17 protein-coding genes and 4 tRNA genes are annotated in these 19,085 nt (G+C 42.1%); 20 read left to right on the top strand and 1 reads right to left on the bottom strand.

Translation table 11 applies throughout. The annotated features are described in order from the left end of the window. Positions 1-285 precede the first annotated feature (285 nt). From plsY to J0L60_15160, 6 genes are all read left to right on the top strand, one after another. Complete coding sequence (gene plsY / locus J0L60_15185; protein ID MBN8547472.1) at positions 286-948, top strand: glycerol-3-phosphate 1-O-acyltransferase PlsY; 663 nt, start codon at positions 286-288, stop codon at positions 946-948. Positions 949-954: 6 nt separating this feature from the next. Beyond that, the gene (locus tag J0L60_15180; GenBank protein ID MBN8547471.1) at positions 955-1,959 is read left to right on the top strand and encodes an NAD(P)H-dependent glycerol-3-phosphate dehydrogenase; all 1,005 of its coding nucleotides are present in this window, start codon (positions 955-957) and stop codon (positions 1,957-1,959) included. A 175-nt stretch (positions 1,960-2,134) separates the two neighbouring features. Then, positions 2,135-3,058: an ABC transporter ATP-binding protein gene (locus tag J0L60_15175; GenBank protein ID MBN8547470.1), complete on the top strand. Its 924-nt coding sequence runs from the start codon at positions 2,135-2,137 to the stop codon at positions 3,056-3,058. Beyond that, positions 3,055-3,858, top strand: a complete 804-nt coding sequence (locus J0L60_15170) for a hypothetical protein (GenBank protein MBN8547469.1) — start codon at positions 3,055-3,057, stop codon at positions 3,856-3,858. The genes J0L60_15175 and J0L60_15170 overlap by 4 nt, the downstream gene beginning before the upstream one ends. 93 nt (positions 3,859-3,951) lie before the next feature. Next, a complete protein-coding gene (locus J0L60_15165) occupies positions 3,952-4,887 on the top strand; it encodes an NAD(P)-binding domain-containing protein (GenBank protein MBN8547468.1) in 936 nt (311 codons plus the stop codon). Between the two features lie 6 nt (positions 4,888-4,893). After that, positions 4,894-6,099: an acetate kinase gene (locus J0L60_15160; GenBank protein ID MBN8547467.1), complete on the top strand. Its 1,206-nt coding sequence runs from the start codon at positions 4,894-4,896 to the stop codon at positions 6,097-6,099. A gap of 265 nt (positions 6,100-6,364) precedes the next feature. On the opposite strand, the gene J0L60_15155 is transcribed toward J0L60_15160, so the two are convergent. After that, positions 6,365-7,795 (bottom strand): ATP-binding protein, encoded by a 1,431-nt coding sequence (locus J0L60_15155; protein ID MBN8547466.1) that lies wholly within the window; start codon positions 7,793-7,795, stop codon positions 6,365-6,367. 230 nt (positions 7,796-8,025) lie between these two features. Here J0L60_15155 and J0L60_15150 point away from each other — a divergent pair, with 230 nt between their 5' ends. The 14 genes from J0L60_15150 to rpoB all read left to right on the top strand — a co-directional run bounded on the left by J0L60_15150 (position 8,026) and on the right by rpoB (position 19,085). Further along, on the top strand, positions 8,026-8,451 hold the full coding sequence (locus J0L60_15150; GenBank protein ID MBN8547465.1) for a peptidylprolyl isomerase: 426 nt from the start codon (positions 8,026-8,028) through the stop codon (positions 8,449-8,451). Between the two features lie 69 nt (positions 8,452-8,520). Next, positions 8,521-11,541, top strand: a complete 3,021-nt coding sequence (locus J0L60_15145) for a T9SS type A sorting domain-containing protein (GenBank protein MBN8547464.1) — start codon at positions 8,521-8,523, stop codon at positions 11,539-11,541. Between the two features lie 153 nt (positions 11,542-11,694). Continuing rightward, positions 11,695-11,778: transfer RNA gene (locus J0L60_15140), tRNA-Tyr, on the top strand. A gap of 18 nt (positions 11,779-11,796) precedes the next feature. Further along, positions 11,797-11,868, top strand: a tRNA-Gly gene (locus tag J0L60_15135). Positions 11,869-11,928: 60 nt separating this feature from the next. After that, a tRNA-Thr gene (locus J0L60_15130) sits at positions 11,929-12,001 on the top strand. Between the two features lie 24 nt (positions 12,002-12,025). Next, positions 12,026-12,175 carry a 50S ribosomal protein L33 gene (gene rpmG / locus J0L60_15125; GenBank protein ID MBN8547463.1) on the top strand — a complete coding sequence of 50 codons (150 nt, stop codon included), beginning with the start codon at positions 12,026-12,028 and terminating at the stop codon, positions 12,173-12,175. A 6-nt stretch (positions 12,176-12,181) separates the two neighbouring features. Next, positions 12,182-12,254 (top strand) — tRNA-Trp (locus J0L60_15120). A 23-nt stretch (positions 12,255-12,277) separates the two neighbouring features. Then, on the top strand, positions 12,278-12,460 hold the full coding sequence (secE, locus tag J0L60_15115; protein MBN8547462.1) for a preprotein translocase subunit SecE: 183 nt from the start codon (positions 12,278-12,280) through the stop codon (positions 12,458-12,460). An 8-nt stretch (positions 12,461-12,468) separates the two neighbouring features. Continuing rightward, entirely contained in the window at positions 12,469-13,002 is a 534-nt protein-coding gene (nusG, locus tag J0L60_15110; protein ID MBN8547461.1) for a transcription termination/antitermination factor NusG, read from the top strand. Positions 13,003-13,033: 31 nt separating this feature from the next. After that, the gene (rplK, locus tag J0L60_15105; protein ID MBN8547460.1) at positions 13,034-13,459 is read left to right on the top strand and encodes a 50S ribosomal protein L11; all 426 of its coding nucleotides are present in this window, start codon (positions 13,034-13,036) and stop codon (positions 13,457-13,459) included. An 11-nt stretch (positions 13,460-13,470) separates the two neighbouring features. Then, a complete protein-coding gene (locus J0L60_15100) occupies positions 13,471-14,163 on the top strand; it encodes a 50S ribosomal protein L1 (GenBank protein MBN8547459.1) in 693 nt (230 codons plus the stop codon). 72 nt (positions 14,164-14,235) lie between these two features. After that, a complete protein-coding gene (locus J0L60_15095; protein MBN8547458.1) occupies positions 14,236-14,757 on the top strand; it encodes a 50S ribosomal protein L10 in 522 nt (173 codons plus the stop codon). A gap of 35 nt (positions 14,758-14,792) precedes the next feature. Further along, positions 14,793-15,170, top strand: a complete 378-nt coding sequence (gene rplL / locus J0L60_15090; protein MBN8547457.1) for a 50S ribosomal protein L7/L12 — start codon at positions 14,793-14,795, stop codon at positions 15,168-15,170. A gap of 138 nt (positions 15,171-15,308) precedes the next feature. Next, on the top strand, positions 15,309-19,085 hold the full coding sequence (rpoB, locus tag J0L60_15085; GenBank protein ID MBN8547456.1) for a DNA-directed RNA polymerase subunit beta: 3,777 nt from the start codon (positions 15,309-15,311) through the stop codon (positions 19,083-19,085).

The following is a 19,085-nucleotide window of genomic DNA, read 5'->3' as shown; positions in this document are numbered from 1 at the left end:
AAATCGATAATAGTTTCAGAATTTTTGGCATGGATTTTATAATCGAATATTTATTACTTTAAATTACGAATTATTTGATTTTATTTGGTGGTGAAATAAATAAAAACTCAGGAAAATCTAATAAACACAAATTTATTGTGATTTTAGATTCATTGTTTCGTAAGGGATTTTATTTATCTTAACGAAGTGTAATAATTTAATTTTTGAATAGCTGCAATACTGTCCGTCACACGGTTTTTTTGACGAGTCAAAACACAAGTAACCATTAGTTTACAGGAAATTGAGATGTTAGCTTTAGCTGCAATTTTAGTTCTCTCATATTTAGTAGGAGCCATCCCCTTTGGAATAATTGTTTCGAAGCGGAAAGGAGTGGATATTAAGTCACACGGCAGTGGAAACACGGGTGGCACGAATGTCTTCAGAACGCTTGGTCCGAAGTACGGACTCACAGTGATCGCACTCGATACCTTAAAAGGAGTGGTTGCAGTGGTTTTTATCACCCAGCTTTACTACCTGAATCCTGTTGTACTAAATAACCGGACACCTTTTGAGGATATCACAATAATCAGAATTATGGCGGGAATATTCGCCATAATCGGTCATATCTGGAGTGTATTCGCATCATTTAAAGGCGGAAAGGGAATTGCTACCGCACTCGGCATGATGCTCTCCATAACCACTGTTGATATGCTTGTGGCTCTTGGTATCTTCATTATTTTTGTTGGTATATTCAAATATGTTTCGCTCGGTTCCATCATGGCAGCGATAGCTGTACCAACCACACTGTTCGTTCGTCAGAATATTTTTCATGCTGAAGTGCAGGGATATGGGACACTTCTTCCATTTGTGGCCGGAGTTTCAATATTATTAATATACACTCACCGTTCGAACATCAAAAGGTTGTTAACCGGGAGCGAAAACAAGATATCCTTCGGTAAAAAGAAGTAACTTTTTATGAAGATATCTGTGTTGGGAGCAGGTGCCTGGGGCACCACCCTGGCTATTTTACTGAGTGACAACGGTCATGATGTTACTCTTTGGGAGTATAACGATACTTACGCCAATCTTCTTGAAGAGAAGAGGGAGAATATCATATACCTTCCCGGGATACCGTTTCCACCTGCATTAAAAGTCTCGAAAGACCTTGTTGAGGCAAGCAAGGACAAGGAAATAATTGTTACCGCGATTCCAACCCAGTTTACCAGAAATTCCCTGCAAAAAATTCCTTTCGATAATGTTCGGAATACCATATTCGTTTCAGTTTCAAAAGGTATTGAAAAGGGACATCTTCTCACGGTCAGTCAGATCTACAAGGATGTTTTTCCGGGGCTTAAGGATCATCAGACAGGTGTGCTTTCCGGACCGAGCCATGCCGAAGAAGTCAGCAAAAAAATTCCCACGACTGTGGTTGCAGCCTGCAAGGATCACGAAACTTCAAAAATCATTCAGAATGCGTTTATCAACAGATATTTCCGTGTTTATTCATCCACTGATGTTGTTGGTGTCGAACTTGGAGGAGCATTTAAGAATGTAATCGCAATAGGAGCGGGAATTCTTGACGGCATGGGAATGGGTGACAACACCAAAGCTGCAATAATGACGAGAGGAACCGCTGAAATTACCCGTCTGGGCCTTGCAATGGGTGCACAGCCACACACTTTCTCCGGACTCTCCGGCATGGGCGACTTGATCGTTACCTGTATGAGCCGTCACAGCCGAAACAGGTATGTGGGTGAAAAAATTGGAAGTGGTATGAAATTGAGCGAAGTGCTTTCGCACATGACTGCTGTAGCCGAGGGGGTGGAAACCTCAAATTCCGCCATGCAGCTCGCCATTAAGTATGGTGTCGAAGTGCCGATAACCACAGAAGTTTACAAAATTCTCTTCGAAGACAAAGACCCTGGTCAGGCAATTCACGACCTTATGACCAGAGACAGGAAAGAGGAGTACAGGGTTTAGGTATGAGCTATGATCTATGAACTATTAGCTATTAGCTGATGGTTCTATTATTAATACCTGAATTTTGTCGTTGTTAAGTTCCCGCCAAAAGAGATAATTACCACTTAAACAATAATCCCGCCCGAATTCCAGCATATTTTGCAATTTGCACAATTCATTTACAAAAGGTTAAAGAATGTCAGAAATTGTCAGCAGCAATAATCTAACCAAGATCTATTCAGGAAAATTCAAGGTGAAGGCACTTGAAGATTTTTCCATCTCTGTGATGCCGGGGCAGGTTTTTGGACTTCTGGGGCAAAACGGTGCAGGGAAGACAACATTTATCAAAATCCTGCTGGGAGTAACCAAACTTACATCAGGCAGTTACTCACTCTTTGGTTCAAAAGAGTATAATCATCTTTTGAAACAAAGAATCGGATATCTTCCTGAGAATGTACAGTTCCCCGAAGTTTTCTCCGCGAGACAGTCGATGGAAGCTTTCGCCAGGTTTTATGAAATGGAGTCTTCTTTGGTGAAGAAGAGAACGGATGAACTGTTCGAACGGCTGGGACTTTCAAAGATCGCTGACAGAAAGGCAAAAACTTTCTCCAAAGGACAAAACCAGCGGCTCGGACTTGCCCGTGCCCTGCTTCACGATCCTGATTTAATAATTCTTGATGAGCCTACTGACGGTATTGATCCGGTAGGAAGAAAAGAGATTCGCTCGCTTCTGCTTGACCTTAAAAGTCAGGGCAAAACCATTTTCCTGAACAGCCACATTCTATCAGAGGTTGAGATGGTGACTGATTCAGTTGCCATTCTGCACAAAGGGAAACTCCTGCGATCAGGTACTCTTGACGAACTTACACATGAGAACACCAATTATGAACTAAGGATTTCGCGACCACTCACACAGGAAGAGGAGAACAGCATTATTTATCTTGAGAAGAAAAGCGATAACATCTACAGATATAATGGTTCCGACCTGGAGAGACTAAACAAAATAATTGACAAAGTCAGGATACTCGATATTTTTATCGAAGAGATTTCCTTAAAGCGCTCCAATCTTGAAGAACTGTTTATTAACACAATTACCGCTGACGACAGGGGGAACAAATGAGAGGCATAACACAATCGGTTTCATTCTTTTTTGATCATATCAGGAGAAGTAAATCATTCTGGGTAACAGTTGCAGGTGTATTGGTGATGATAGCCATTTCTGCGCTGGTGTCATATACTGTTTTCAGTAACATCGATCCCGGGACAGCGAAAGCAAAAATGGAGCAAAGTTACGATTTCACACTGATTAACCTCTTGAACAGTACAGTACAATTGATGGTCTTTATCGGCTTGTTTACTGTTGCCATATCGGTAAATTCAATTTTGAAAAGGGGTGTTTTCGATCTCTTTCTATCGTTACCGGTGAGGCGTTGGCAGATATTGACCGGCGCTTTCATTAGTGGGATCCTGTTTCAGGCCGCCGTACTTTTCGCACTCATTATGGGAGTCTGGCTTACCCACTCTGCTATTTTTGGAATCTTTTATGGTGAAGTACTCGTATGGGGTTTCCTTAACCTGCTTGGTTTCATTATAATGTTTCATTTTGTCCTTTTTGTTTCGTTCAGTTTTAGATCACCGATAGCCGGATTGTTGACTGCGATAGCTTACAGCGTTGTGGTTTCATCCATACTGTATGTATTCCATGAGATGGTACAGACTTCCACAAATGTCTGGCTGAGAGAGACGATAAATGTACTCTATTGGATATTACCAAAAAGCACAGAGTTCTCAAGTTCGTTCTTCATGGCGGATCAGGCGCTTCCAGAAGGCCATCTGTTAAAACTGATTATTAGCACTGTTTTGTTTATTTTTACCGTTTTCGGTTCTACAATTATTATTTTTGAGAAAAAAGACTATTAAGAGGCTGAAAAAACGGTGAATATGAGCCAAAAAACGATTGGCATCATAATTGCTTGTAAATAAGTGCAAATTGTTTTACTAAGGAATGGACAGATGCAGGAAGACAATATAAACATTGATGAAATACTAAAAAGATCGGTTTTATCGGAATCTTTTGATTCTATAAACCGTGTTGGAATTATAGGTGCCGGTGTTATGGGTCAGGGTATTGCTCAGGCTATAGCAGCAAACGGCATTGAAGTCATTATCGTGGAAAAGACTACTGACAGGATTGATTATGCAAAAGCAAGTTTGTCTGACAGCATCGATAATGAAATAAAAAGATGGGCGATGACTGCATCAGAGAAAAAAGCGATCACCAGCAGAATAAGCTGGGTGACTGACATTAAACTCGTTGCAGGATGCGACCTCATAGTTGAAGCAGTCGATGAGGAATTCGATCTGAAGAAAAAAATCTTCATGGACATCGACAAGATTGCAAAGAAGGAAACAATTTTTGTTTCCAACACTTCCACTTTAAGTTTGACAAAGCTCGCAGAATGTACAGGGCGACCTGACAAGGTAATCGGGATGCACTTCCTGAATCCCGTGCCAAAGAGACCCCTTGTAGAGGTCATAAAATGTCTGCACACATCTGCGTCAACTTTGAAGATTATCAAGGAATTCGCCAACCGGCTGGGCAAGACTTCCATCGAAGTTTATGAATATCCGGGATATGTAACCACGAGAGCCATAGTTCCCCTTTTGAATGAAGCGATGCATATCCTTCTCGAGGGAATAGCTTCAGCCAAGGATATAGACACAGCCATGAAAATCGGGTTCAACTTTCAGCACGGTCCGCTCGAAATGGCAGACATGATGGGGTTGGATGAAGTGCTTGCATGGATGGATACACTTTGGAAAACTCTCGGTGAACCAAGGTACAGAGCATGCCCGATTCTCAGGAAACTTGTGCGTGAGCAGAAGCTCGGAAGAAAAACGGGTCAGGGCTTTTATGTTTATGACTCAAATGGTAAAATAATCTCGTAGGCGAAAATGAAAGTATTAGTATTAAATTGCGGCAGTTCGTCGATCAAGTATCAATTCTATGATACTGTTCAAAGGGTTGCACTCGCAAAAGGTCTGGTTGACAGAATCGGAATGTCGGGAGCTGTGCTTACTCACATCAGGTATGATGGTGACAAGATTAACATAGTTGGTGAGATTCTCGATCATGCAATCGGTATAGAGTATGTTCTTGCTGTTCTTCTCTCCAAAAATCACGGAGTGATAGAAGATAAAAGTGAAATAGACGCCGTCGGGCACAGAGTTGTCCACGGTGGTGAGACCTTTACAGGTTCTGTTCTTATAACGCAGGAAGTAATAAAGGTTTTACAGGATAATGTAGGTCTGGCACCACTTCACAATCCACCAAACATTAAAGGTATTCAGGCTGTTACGAGAGTACTTCCGAATATACCACAGGTTGGTGTTTTTGATACAGCTTTCCATTCCAAGATGGAGCCAAAAGCGTATCTGTACGGAATCCCGTATGAGCTTTACAAGAGTCATCAGATTCGTCGTTATGGTTTTCACGGTACTTCGCACAGATTTGTAGCCGGAAGGGCTGCAAAAAAGCTCGGCAAACCTTTGAATGAATTGAAGGTGGTTACCGCTCACCTCGGAAACGGCTGCAGCATGGCGGCAGTTGATCATGGCACCTCGGTTGATACCTCTATGGGATTTACTCCCCTTGAAGGACTTCTGATGGGTACAAGGTGTGGTGATATCGATACATCAATTATTCTGCATATCATGGGTAAGGAAGGATTACAGCTTTCCGAAGCCAACACCCTTCTGAACAAACACAGCGGCCTCGTTGGTATCAGCGGTGAATCATCCGACATGCGTGAGATTATCTCTGCGATGAAGGAAGGTCACAAGAGATCGAAATATGCTTTTGATGTTTTCTGTTACAGAATCACCAAATATGTCGGTGCCTATGCAGCGGCAATGGGTGGAATTGATGCCCTTGTATTTACTGGTGGTATCGGCGAAAATTCTCCCGATGTCCGTTCCGCAGTCTGTAAAAGTCTGAAGTTCATGGGTATGGACATTGATGAAGCTAAAAATGCCGCAGGTGATGAAGATATCTCTCCTGTAGACTCGAAAGTGAAAGTTTTCAGAATCCCCACAAACGAAGAACTTGTGATTGCACTCGATACCGAGGTAATTATCAAGGGAATCGAAGTGGATCTCTGATAAATTTCTGAAGAATTAAAAAAAAGCTGTCGCTGTTTATTCGGTGACAGCTTTTTTTTGTGGCAAAATGCGCAATTAATATATTTTAAAATACATTATTTGTACCATTTTGTCGAAATAAGATAAAATTTGAGATTTTATGAGATTATTTAGTGATTTGGATTGATTTTCCCTGATTGTTTTCGATGGGATGAATCCCAACGCCATTGGTCTGAAATTTTTTGGACAATGAACTAGTTGCCTCTGATTTAACTCGAAAATAATATCAGAGACTCACGGAATATGCCAGCAGAGAGGCCGGTATAAAGTTTAGATTCAAATCACCTGATTCTTTGTTACCTGTCCTGTCAATTGTTGTAACGAGAGCAGTTTGTAAGTTATTCTTTTTACAAAAATATGTCAGGCTTTTTAAATCTGACGGCTTGTCAAAATAACGGTTGCTCCATTTGATTTCAACGGCATATTTTGGTTTTAACTTCATATCATCGAGTAAAACCAGGTCGACCTCGCCGTGACTTTTCCCCTGGCTCCATCTGGCATAATAAGGCTTTATTTCGTCTTTATAAAACAACTGCGACATGATAGCCGTTTCGACCATGTTACCAAAGGAATCATCCATCTGCGATACCGGTGTGAAAAGGGCACTTCTTAAAGACGGATTCGTCAGATAAATCTTGTAAAAGGTTGCCCGTCTGAATTTTTTTCCTGAATCATCAACTCTGTTTAAGATTCTGATGAGAAATGCAGCCTCAAGATACTCAAGATATCGCTTAAGGAGATTTTTGTCGACACCACTTGTAGAGCTGAGACTTTCTAATGAAAGTTCATTTCCCGAATTATAAGCCAGTGTTGTGAAAAAAGAGTTAAGTTCCTGAACATCTCTTATGCCATATAAACCCGGCAAGTCACGGAGCAGGACTTTATCGATAATATCGTTTTTAATATATCTTCCCGGATCTGATTGAATCGTTTTGTTAAAGATAACTTCAGGATAGCCACCAAAATTTATATAGTTTATAAATTGATTATTTAGCTCCTTTATGTTAAGGGAGGTAAATTCAGAGATTGGAAAAACCGGATTCCCGTTGTTAACTTTTTCCACAAGTTGATCAAGTTTCAGAAGAGCGAGATATTCCCTGAAGGAGAGAGGCGGAAGTTTAAAGTCAGTAAACCTTCCGGCTCCACTTTCCATGCTTTTTAACTTGAGGGCAGCCGAGGCTGAACCTGAAACGATGAATTTTGTGTAGGGATAACTATCCACGAGAGATTTAAGGTGGATCTCCCAGTCTTTCAGGTACTGTATCTCATCGAAAAAGATAAAGCATCCTTTCGGTTCTTTCCTGCCACTTGCCTTAAGCGAAAGATGAAACAATTCCTCGAGCCCTCGATAGTTGTATATCGGGTTTTCAATACTAATATAGAAAATTTGACTGGAGGGTATTTTATGCTTTAACAACTCACTTATTGACTGGTGCATCAAAACTGTCTTCCCAACCCGCCTGGGGCCCATAAGGATAACCGCTCTCCTGATAGAAGTTTCTTCAACAAGTTCCTGGAAATCAGGGAAGTGAAGCCTTTTTTCAAAAGTGGCGAAAAATTCTGCGGGCTGACCGGTGGTCCACCATGGATTTTCGAATTGAAGTCGTTGAATAATCAACTCTTCTGATACCAGATTGAATCGGATTTTTTTATTCATAACACCACAAATATACAAATAATATATTTTAAAATACATTATTTGTATACTTTTGATCAAAATAAGGTAATATTTTAATTTTTATGAGATTATTTTGAGCGGGTAACAAGGCTAAAGCAGATGACGAGGGAAATAATTGTGAAAGAAAGAGTTGTTTATTATATTACCTCGTGGTTTCAAAGATAATTTGAGACCGGTTTCGCTAACTTCAAAAATGAAAGAGAATAAAAATGGCTTCAATTCAAAAAGGTTCACTCGTAACGATGCACTACACCGGTACTTTTGCGGATGGTGAGGAGTTTGAATCGTCATACGGCAAAGAACCGCTCGTTTTCAGGGTTGGTAACAATGAAATCATCCCCGGATTGGAGCTTGCAGTCCTTGGGATGGAAGTTGGTGAGAAAAAGGATGTGGCAGTTCCCCCCGAACTGGGTTACGGTGAGTATCGTGACAGTCTTGTGGTGGAAGTGCAGAGAGCCCAGTTGCCCGATATGGAAGTGGAACTCGGAGACCGGTTGGAACTCGATGGTGAAAATGGTGAAAACATTATCATGACAGTAATAGAATTGAATGATGAAACCATTACCCTTGATGCCAATCATGACCTTGCAGGAGAAATCCTGAACTTCGCGATAGAAATCGTGGAAGTTAAATAGGAATTTATCGTTTATTGTCCCGGGGGTCCGCAGGAGGGCCCCCGAAAATTAAACAAGGAGAAAAACGCCATGCTTTTAAAGTATTTGTGTTTTATATTCATCTTCGTTGTATCTTTGCTTAGGGCACAAACAAATCCTGTAACCTTCTATCGGGCAAGCGATACACTTAATCACCAGTCAAGTGAGATAGTTGCTTTAACCAACTACCAGTATTTAGCACTTCATTCGGAGCATTTCTACCCCGGCAGAGTTCAGTATTTCCTCTCAAAAAGCTATAACCAGGGAGTCACCTGGACCACTCCTTCACTTTTCTTTGATACAACAGTAACGACTCTTTCACTTGATGACAGTTTATCTGTTCCGTTTCTCGTTAAAGCTGCGAACAACAGAATGCTCGCCATCTTTAGAGTCGGGGGAGGTATTTATAAATATAAAATCTCCAATGACGGAGGCGAAAACTGGGGAATAGCCAGGTATCTAAAACTGTTCACCGGTATAGCAGTTGAAAGTCAGCTTAAAATAACATCGGCGATTTACAACGGCGGCAACGATATAATTCTGGCAATTTCACAGAACCAGAATTCGATCGGGTTTTCAAGAAGCACAGACAACGGGAACACTTTTTCAGAGTATCAAATACTGACAACGGGTGGATTCTGTAACGCAACACTTCTTCCGGCAGGAAATGGAGACATGATTCTTGCGTGTCAGGAAAAGAATGTAGCCAACAGGAAAATCATGCTGATGAAATACAGTGCTGCTTCAGGGCAATGGCGCGATACCACTACGGCGTTCACAGCGGTGGAAGAGATCAGAAATCCAAAATTTTATAAAGACTCGCAGGGAAATCTGCACATCTTCTACCGGCAGGTAAAATATACAATCGGTAGGTTCAGAAATTCTGATTTTTTCAGGATTACAAGTTCCGAGAACGGGGTCAACTGGCAGACACCCGTTCAGTTGACTCGATATGCCGGTGATGATGCGAATCTGAACATTAACCCTCAATCTGTGTCACCGGTGATTGTTTTTTCAAGTCTTAGGTCATCACCGACCGGAAAAGTAAAAATCTGGTGGGGGAATGGACTGACAATGGGGGATAATGCGGCACCTCCTGTTATTTACTCCACAAAAATGCTTCCGGCTGTTCCTGCACTGGGTGATTCAATTTTCTTTCTGGTTTATGCAGGTTATCATCTACTGAGTCTAAACGGGAAAATCAGGGGCACATTAAACGAAGTGCCGGTGGAATTTAACCTGTACGATGACGGACTTCATAACGATTCCACAACAAATGACGGCATATTCAGAGGTTTTGTGAAAATTGCTTCTCCGGGTGATTTTGGGAGGCTGAGTGTCCTCATGAACGGCGGGACGCATTTTCTGGCTTCTTCCGATTTCACTTTTGCCTTTTTAATAGATGGTGTAAAGGTGAAGGACAGTTTTACGACCGGGTCATTATGGGTACCGTTCGACCGAAATGGTGTAATTGGAGATGTCAGCATTGAAGGCAAATCCTCAATCAGATATGATTCGATTCCGATTATTTTTTCAAACGGGTTTTCACTTTCGGGAATCAAGGACGGGGCAGTCTGGACGGCAAGTGTGATGTCAGCCTCGAGAATAGACGATTATCAAACAGGACTTGTAGGGTCCCAGCCGGAGGACCCGAGAAACGGAATTTATCGTGTGGCACTCGAGGATTCGGCTTTCGGAATGAGCTGGCAGTACTGGAAGTATGCTGTTCAGTCAGGTGCAAGGTATTGGGACGGTAATCATAACGGGATATACGATCCAATTGACTTGAATAATAACGGAATCTGGGAGCCAAACGAGGACATGCCGGAGATTCTGGGTGAAATCTCATATTATTGTGTTTACAACGATGCTGTTCCGAGAGAATTAAGGAGATTCGCAGAATATCCTGCCGGGATAGAAGTGAGGCAGACTCTTTATGCGTTCCCAAACTCGTCTTCTTATGCGGTAAGGGATGCAATATTTATCCGGTATGAAATTGTGAATAAAGGGACTGTAACACCAAATATCTCCAATGCCATTTTTTCGGCGTGGAGTGATACCGACATGGGTGATTATGTGGATGATCTGTTCGGTACAGATTCGATAAGAAACAGCAGTTATATCTGGAACGAAGGACCTGATGGCTCTTTCGGTGTGAATCCTCCCGCTGTATTTCAGACAATATTGTTTGGTCAGCCCGTTTTCATACCCGGGATATCTTTTCAGGACATGAACGGAAACAACATTTATGATCCCGGTTTGGATATTCCTCTCGACACTGCCATTGTTCCGATGGGGAAACCTTTCCAAAACAGATTAATCCCTGGCGCATCCAATCTGGGCCTCACATCTTCGCAGCATTATATCGGTTCGCACCCCACTCACGGCGACCCAACTTATTCCACAGAACTGCGAAACTACCAGCAGGGAAGACAAAAAACCGGCTCAGTGGTTGATCCCTGTACTTGGCCCTATGGTCAGTTTTACGGCGGAGTTCCCTGCAGCACATCTTCAAAGATATTTATATACTCAGGTGATCCTGTTACCAACACCGGGTGGTTGAACAACACAGCCACTGATCAGCGACTTTTTGCCAATTCGGGGCCTTTCGACCTGAAAACGGGTGATACAATAACCTTTCACAATGCGATAGTTGTCGGCAGGGGAACGGATCACCTCAATTCTATTACTGTTACCAGGGCAAGAATCGATCAGATATTCCATCATTTCGGTGCGAAATATCACTATTACCCGACAGGGATAGAGAAAGATGAGACTGCATCTCCTGAAGAATTCAGGTTGTGGCAAAATTACCCAAATCCGTTTAATCCTGAAACCGTGATAAAATTTTCACTAAAAGAAAGAAGTATCGTTTCATTGTCGGTCTATAACATCGCCGGTCAGAAGGTTACAGAGCTGGTCTCGGGTGAAATGGAAAAAGGCATTCACGAAAAAAGTTTTGATGGTTCAAAGGTTTCGTCGGGTGTTTACATATTCCGGTTAAATGTGCAATCCTTGGAAAAAGGAAACACAGTTTACACGCGGACTGTGAAGTCAGTGTTGTTGAAGTAGGTTTTTTTTAGTTGTTAGTTATGAGTTTTGAGTTATGAGTAGACGAATGAAAAAATATTTTAAAATAATTTCACTTGATTGCTTGCATTTAAATTAAAAAAATCTTACTTTAGAAGTCCCTTTCAGAAAAATTCTGGAACGGAATCAATAGTTGGGCGGACGCCGAAGTTGGAGAGTCGGGGCGGACTGTAAATCCGTTGGCTTACGCCTTTGGGGGTTCGAATCCCTCGCCGCCCACAAAAGAGATGGAGAATTGCGGGAGTAACTCAGTGGTAGAGTCACAGCCTTCCAAGCTGTTGGTCGCGGGTTCGAGTCCCGTCTCCCGCTCTGAGAAAAAGCAATGAAAGTGAGCCTTGGGCTGCTTTCATTTTTTTTATGTTTAATTAAGCTGACGTAGCTCAGTTGGTAGAGCACATCCTTGGTAAGGATGAGGTCACCGGTTCAATCCCGGTCGTCAGCTCAACTTTTTATTTAAGGTAGAGATATGAGAGACATAATCACCCTGGAATGTACTGAATGTAAGAGAAGAAATTACTCTACAACGAAGAACAAAAGATTGCATCCTGCCAGAGTAGAATATAAAAAATATTGCCGCTGGTGTAACAAACCGGTAGTTCACAAAGAGACTAAATAATCCAATACGCTGGTAGCTTAATTGGCAGAGCAGCGGTCTCCAAAACCGCAGGTTGGGGGTTCGATTCCCTCCCAGCGTGCTTAAACAGTCCGAAAGTCCACAATGAAACAGAAAATAATTAAGCTATACGAAGATATCATCAAAGAGATGAAAAAAGTAACCTGGCCGACCCGGGAAGAGCTGAAGAGCTCCACTCAGGTGGTTGTAGCCTCGTCGCTTGTTTTTGCCGGTTTATGTTTCGTTATTGATAAAGGAATATCATTCCTTTTCAGCTTTTTGTATTAAGGAGCAAAATGGAACACAGATGGTATGTATTGCAGACCCTTTCAGGTCATGAAGCCAAAGTAAAAGGCTTGATAGAGCTGGGTGTCCGTGATAATACAAAACTTGGCGAGAAGATATCAGAAGTATTGCTTCCCCAGGAAAAGGTTTACGAGGTAAAGGACGGTAAAAAGAAAAGCAAAATCAGAAGCTTTTTACCGGGCTATATTCTTATTTGTGTAGATCTTGACGCTCAGGTTAAGGATTTTATAAACAACACACAGTCGGTTATAGGATTTTTGGGCGGAAAAAACCCCGCTCCTCTTCGCGATGATGAAGTAAAAAGAATTGTCGGCAGAGTGAAGCAGGAAGAGGATCTCGAAAGATTGGATACTGTATTCAGAACGGGAGATACAGTTAAGATTATTGATGGCCCGTTCAACAACTTCTCGGGTTCAGTGGAAGAAGTGAATGAGGAGAGGATGAAAATAAAAGTTCTCGTCTCAATCTTCGGAAGAAAAACCCCGGTCGAAATCGATTTTGTGCAAGCAGAATTGGTACATTAAAAAAAAACTTTATAATTAACAGGTCTATAAAATGGCAAAAAAGATAACCGGATATATAAAACTCCAGATTCCCGCAGGAAAGGCAAACCCGTCTCCACCGGTAGGGCCAGCCTTAGGTCAAAAGGGCGTGAACATAATGGAGTTTTGTAAACAATTTAACGCCAGAACAGCCGGCCAGGATGGATTGATCATACCAGTTGTGATTACTGTCTTTTCCGACAAGTCGTTTACATTCATTACCAAGACCCCTCCGGCTGCAGTGCTTTTAATAAAAGCTGCAGGCTTAAAGGGAGGATCAGCCGAACCCAACAGAACCAAAGTAGCAAAAGTTACAAGGAAACAGGTTGAGGAAATCGCTCAATTAAAAATGCCCGATCTTAATGCTAACACACTCGAAGCAGCCGCATCAATGGTTGCAGGTACTGCTCGCAGCATGGGCATCACGGTTGAAGGATAAGGGAGCTGACAATGAAAATATCGAAAAGATACAAATCAGTATTGGCGAAAGTCAATGTAGATAAAGAATACACAGTGGCACAGGCCATTGATGTTCTTAAAGGTGCATCAAATGTAAAATTTGTTGAATCACTTGAATGTGCTCTTCGTCTCGGTGTCGATCCAAGACACGCAGACCAGATGGTGAGAGGCACTGTATCACTTCCGCACGGAACAGGTAAAACTGTGAAGGTGCTTGTTGTGGCTCAGGGTCCCAAGATTCAAGAGGCACTTGATGCAGGTGCCGAGTATGCCGGCTTCCAGGAATACCTCACAGCCATCGAGAAAAATGAAGTTCCCGATGTTGATGTTGTAATCGCTACCCCGGATGTTATGGGACAGCTCGGAAGATTTGGTAAGATACTCGGACCAAAAGGTCTCATGCCGAACCCAAAAAGCGGAACAGTTACAATGGATGTAGCAAAAGCCGTCAAGGAAGTGAAGGCAGGAAAGATTGATTTCAGAGTTAACAAACAGGGTATCATTCATGCTGCCGTTGGAAAATTGAATTTTACAACCGAACAGCTTGAAGAAAATGCCAAAGCACTGATCAATCAGGTTAACAAACTGAAACCTGCAGCAGCCAAAGGTACCTACATGAAGAGTGTATTTCTCTCTTCGACAATGGGTCCCGGCTTAAAGATAGCAAAAGAAGAACTTAATTAAAGTTTATTACGCACAAACAAAACGAACTGCTTCTATACCGACGAGGTATAAACAAACTGATTCGGGAGTTAAATGAACAGAGAACAAAAAGGTGAAGTCATTGCGGAAATCGTAGAGCTTCTAAACGATTCTACCGCTATATATCTTACTGACTACACCGGAGTTGATGTGGCTCAGATCTCCAAACTCAGAAATGAGTTCAGGAAAGAGGGCGTTGTATATAAGGTTATTAAAAACACCTTGTTCAAACGCGCTCTTGTAGAGTCAGGAAAATATCCCAAACTTGCTGAGAACATGGTCGGAATGACAGGATTTGTATTCGCATTCGATAATCCTGTAGCACCTGCCAAAATCATCAAAAAATTCAATGATGATACTCAGAAATTCGGGTTAAAAGCCTGTTACATCGAGACACAATACTATTCCGGCGAACAGTTGGATGTGTTGGCAAAACTGCCGACAAAGGCAGAAATTATAGCAGGTATTCTTGGCAGCATCAATGCGCCTGCTTCAGGTATCGTTGGCACACTCAATGCGGTCATGAGAGACCTCGTTAGCGTTATCGATGAAATTGCCAAAAAGAAAGCTGCATAATTTTTTAGAAAAAATTTAAAAATGGAGAACTAAAGATGTCAGAGAAAGTATCTCAGTTAGTAGAACTAATCAAAGCTTTAACCCTTGTTGAAGCCGCTGAATTGAAGAAAGCACTCGAAGATGAATTCGGTGTTACCGCTGCCGCCCCTGTAGTTATGGGTGCTGCTGCTCCAGCCGAAGCCGCTGCTGTGGTTGAAGAGAAAACAGAATTCGATGTTATTCTTGCAGAAGCAGGCGCTAACAAGATTGGTGTTATCAAAGTTGTTAGAGCTCACACTGGTTTAGGTTTGAAAGAAGCTAAAGACCTCGTGGAAGCAGCTCCAAAGCCGGTTAAAGAACAGGTTTCAAAAGACGAAGCTGAAAAAGTCAAAAAAGAGCTTGAAGAAGCCGGTGCAAAGGTAGAATTAAAGTAATTTATCAATTTACTTTTATTCCTTAACCTGATTTTTGAGTGATAAGACGATAATCATCGTCTTATCGCTTTTTATTATTTATGTTCAGATCATGATTGCTAGCAGACGATTTGACAAAACAACTTTGAGGTTATTCAATTGAACAATGACAGAATTACCTTCGGTAATATAAATTCCGTACTGGAAATTCCGGATCTCCTTAGCGTTCAAAAGGAGTCCTTTTTTGATTTTTTACAGATGGATGTTGCCCCCTCCGAACGAGAGAACAAGGGCTTACAACAAGTTTTTACAAGTAATTTTCCCATCCTGGACAATCCCGACAATCATAAGGCAAAATACCGCCTCGATTACAACGAATATTATATAGAGAAACCAAGATATTCCATCCAGGAGTGCAGAGAAAAAGGTTTAACCTACTCGGCAAGCATCAAAGCAAAGCTGACTTTATCATCCAAAGACCCTGACACAGGCGAGTGGGTAAATTCAGTACAGCAGACGGTTTACCTCGGTACACTTCCATTTATGTCGGATCAGGCAACTTTTATTATCAATGGTGCAGAGAGAGTTGTGGTATCACAGCTTCACCGTTCACCGGGCGTTGCTTTTTCACAGACAGTTCATCCTAACGGAACCCCGTTATATTCAGCAAGGATCATTCCTCTGAAGGGATCATGGGTTGAGTTTACAACTGACATTAATTATGTACTCAATGTCTATATCGACAGAAGAAAAAAATTCCCCTCAACTACACTTCTAAGAGCTCTCGGTTATGAAATCGATGACGAAATCTTAAGCATATTTGAATTGTATGAAACCATTGACCTGAACGAAACCGATCCTGAATCGCTTCTTTCGAGGAAAGTGGCAACTGAAGTGTTTGATACCAATACAGGTGAAATCTTCCTCAATCGTAACGATATCATCGACGAGGAAGCTGTTGAGATGATCAGAAATTCGGGAGTCGAATCGATCAATTTGATCAGAACCGACCTGAATCTCGATCAGAATCTTATTTTAAATACTCTGGAAAAAGATACCACCCACAGTAAGGATGAAGCTCTTCTTTCAATCTACAGACAGTTGAGAACAGGTGAAGCACCTGATGTCGAAACTGCTGCCGGACTGCTTGAAAAGACCTTTTTCAATGACAAGAGATATGATCTTGGCGAAGTGGGAAGACACCGTATGAATGACAAGTTGAATCTGAAGGGTATCATCCCTGACGATTTGACAGTATTGCACATTCAGGATTTCATTGAAATTATGAAATATATCATCAAGATGAAAGATGAAAACGCTGCATCGGATGATATAGATCATCTTGGTAACAGAAGAGTAAGAACCGTGGGCGAGCAGCTTCAAATGCAGTTCAACACAGGTCTTGCAAGAATGGCAAGAACAATTAAAGACAGAATGTCGATCAGAGATGCAGAAGGATTTGCTCCTCAGGATCTTGTTAATGCCAGAACCATCAGCAGTGTAATTACTTCGTTCTTCGGAACAAACCAGCTCTCACAGTTTATGGATCAGACAAACCCACTCTCCGAGTTAACTCACAAGAGAAGAATGTCTGCTTTGGGACCAGGCGGTCTTACCAGAGAGAGAGCAGGATTTGAAGTTCGAGATGTGCACTATACGCATTATGGTCGTCTGTGCCCGATTGAAACCCCTGAAGGTCCAAACATCGGTCTTATTTCCTCACTCACGATCTTTTCGAGAGTGAACAAATTCGGATTTTTGGAAACTCCATACCGTGTTGTAAAAGACGGCATAGTTTCATCAGAGGTGGTATATCTTACTGCAGAGCAGGAAGACATGTATACCATCGCTCAGGCAAATGCTCCAATCGATGAGAACGGAAAGTTCGTTAGAGAAAGAGTAAAATGCCGTAGAAAAGGTGATTTCCCGATTGTGCATCCACAGGAAGTCGAGTTTATGGATGTTGCGCCTGCACAGATAGTAAGTGCTGCTGCCGCCTTGATTCCATTCCTCGAGCATGACGATGCCAACCGTGCTCTCATGGGTTCGAACATGCAACGCCAGGCTGTTCCTCTGATAAAACCTGAAGCTCCACTCGTGGGTACAGGTCTTGAAGGAAGGGTAGCCCGGGATACAAGATCGGTAATTGTGGCTCAGGAAGATGGGGAAGTGGTTTATGTTGATGCTGATAAAATAGTTGTCGACTATAACATCGATCCGCTTTCGTTCGAAGCTCTTACCGAGTTCAACGAAGTAAAGACAGTTACATACAAGCTTATTAAATTTTCAGGTACCAACCAGGAAACCAGTATCACCCAAAGACCAATAGTAAAAATCGGTCAAAAAGTGAAAAAAGGTGATGTGCTTGCAGATGGATTTGCTACAGATCAGGGTGAACTTGCTCTTGGCAGAAACATTCTTGTGGCATTCATGCCCTGGAGAGGTTACAACTTTGAGGATGCTATCATCCTTTCTGAAAAACTTGTGATGAACGATGTATTCTCGTCGATACACATCGAGGAATTCGAACTTCAGGTTCGTGAGACCAAGAGAGGTGACGAGGAGCTTACCCGTGAAATTCCTAATGTTAGTGAAGAAACTGTAAAAAACCTCGACGAAAACGGTATCATCAGAATTGGTGCCGAAGTCAAGGAAAGTGATATCCTCATTGGTAAACTGACTCCGAAAGGGGAATCTGATCCAACACCTGAGGAGAAACTCCTAAGAGCTATCTTCGGTGAAAAAGCCGGTGAAGTAAAAGACGCTTCACTTCGCGCAACTCCCGGACTCAGAGGAACGGTTATCAAGACCAGACTCTTCAGCCGCAGAAGGAAAGACGCCGAATCCAAAAAACTCGAGAAAAAACTTTCCGAGGAACTGGAAATTAAATATTCGAGAGAGAAAATCGCGCTTCGCGACAAGATGATTGACAGACTTGCCAAAATCTGCGAAGGAAAGAAAACTCTCGGTGTAAAAGATGAACACGGAATCACGGTTATCAAGTCGGGTACTGTTATCGACCGCTCTGTTTTGGAGACCGTTGATACAATCGAAAGACTTGATGACAAACTTGGCTGGTTCGAAGATGAGAGATCAAATGAGTTCGTAAGGGCTCTTATGAAAAATTATCTGAGAAAACTTGCCGATGTTGATGAAGATTACAAACGCGAAAAGCAAAAAATACAGATAGGTGATGAACTTCCACCGGGAATCATTCAACTGGCAAAAGTATATGTTGCCAAGAAGAGAAAGATTTCCGTGGGTGACAAGATGGCAGGCAGACACGGAAACAAAGGTGTTGTTGCCAAAATTGTACCTCAGGAAGACATGCCCTTCCTCCCGGATGGCACTCAGGTTGAAATGATCCTGAATCCTCTCGGCGTACCTTCCCGTATGAACCTTGGTCAGTTGTATGAAACTGCACTAGGGTGGGTTGGCAAGAAACTTGGTGTCAAGTTTGCCACACCGGTATTTGACGGTGCCGAAGTTAAAGATGTGGATGGTTACCTCGAAAAAGCCGGTCTGCCGGTCGGTTGTAAAACCGAATTGCATGATGGCAGAACAGGTGAGCCTTTCGATCAAAAAGTTACATGTGGATATATCTACATGCTTAAATTGAGTCACCTTGTTGATGATAAACTTCACGCAAGGTCTATCGGACCATACTCGCTTATTACACAGCAGCCACTCGGGGGTAAAGCCCAGTTTGGTGGTCAGAGATTTGGAGAAATGGAAGTGTGGGCTCTTGAAGCTTACGGTGCTTCACATATTCTTCAGGAAATTCTCACAGTAAAAAGTGATGATGTCGCCGGCAGAACCAAAGTGTATGAGTCGATTGTTAAAGGTGAAAATATTCAAGAACCGAATGTGCCCGAAGCATTTAATGTACTCATTAAAGAACTTCAAGGTTTAGGCCTTGATGTGGACATTGAGTAG

Source organism: Ignavibacteria bacterium (genome assembly GCA_017302895.1).
Taxonomy (GTDB): Bacteria; Bacteroidota; Ignavibacteria; order Ignavibacteriales; family Ignavibacteriaceae; genus UTCHB3.
The sequence above is the reverse complement of the archived record's forward strand: the minus strand, read 5'-3'. Positions and strand labels throughout refer to the sequence as shown.

Bases quoted from the DNA above. Each gene is read 5' to 3' on its own strand.
- J0L60_15180 (MBN8547471.1), top strand. From the start codon at position 955: ATGAAGATATCTGTGTTGGGAGCAGGTGCCTGGGGCACCACCCTGGCT.
- nusG (MBN8547461.1), top strand. From the start codon at position 12,469: ATGGAACACAGATGGTATGTATTGCAGACCCTTTCAGGTCATGAAGCC.
- secE (MBN8547462.1), top strand. From the start codon at position 12,278: ATGAAACAGAAAATAATTAAGCTATACGAAGATATCATCAAAGAGATG.
- J0L60_15150 (MBN8547465.1), top strand. From the start codon at position 8,026: ATGGCTTCAATTCAAAAAGGTTCACTCGTAACGATGCACTACACCGGT.
- J0L60_15155 (MBN8547466.1), bottom strand. From the start codon at position 7,795: ATGAATAAAAAAATCCGATTCAATCTGGTATCAGAAGAGTTGATTATT.
- rplK (MBN8547460.1), top strand. From the start codon at position 13,034: ATGGCAAAAAAGATAACCGGATATATAAAACTCCAGATTCCCGCAGGA.
- J0L60_15100 (MBN8547459.1), top strand. From the start codon at position 13,471: ATGAAAATATCGAAAAGATACAAATCAGTATTGGCGAAAGTCAATGTA.
- J0L60_15160 (MBN8547467.1), top strand. From the start codon at position 4,894: ATGAAAGTATTAGTATTAAATTGCGGCAGTTCGTCGATCAAGTATCAA.
- J0L60_15095 (MBN8547458.1), top strand. From the start codon at position 14,236: ATGAACAGAGAACAAAAAGGTGAAGTCATTGCGGAAATCGTAGAGCTT.
- plsY (MBN8547472.1), top strand. From the start codon at position 286: ATGTTAGCTTTAGCTGCAATTTTAGTTCTCTCATATTTAGTAGGAGCC.
- J0L60_15165 (MBN8547468.1), top strand. From the start codon at position 3,952: ATGCAGGAAGACAATATAAACATTGATGAAATACTAAAAAGATCGGTT.
- rplL (MBN8547457.1), top strand. From the start codon at position 14,793: ATGTCAGAGAAAGTATCTCAGTTAGTAGAACTAATCAAAGCTTTAACC.
- J0L60_15170 (MBN8547469.1), top strand. From the start codon at position 3,055: ATGAGAGGCATAACACAATCGGTTTCATTCTTTTTTGATCATATCAGG.
- J0L60_15175 (MBN8547470.1), top strand. From the start codon at position 2,135: ATGTCAGAAATTGTCAGCAGCAATAATCTAACCAAGATCTATTCAGGA.
- J0L60_15145 (MBN8547464.1), top strand. From the start codon at position 8,521: ATGCTTTTAAAGTATTTGTGTTTTATATTCATCTTCGTTGTATCTTTG.
- rpmG (MBN8547463.1), top strand. From the start codon at position 12,026: ATGAGAGACATAATCACCCTGGAATGTACTGAATGTAAGAGAAGAAAT.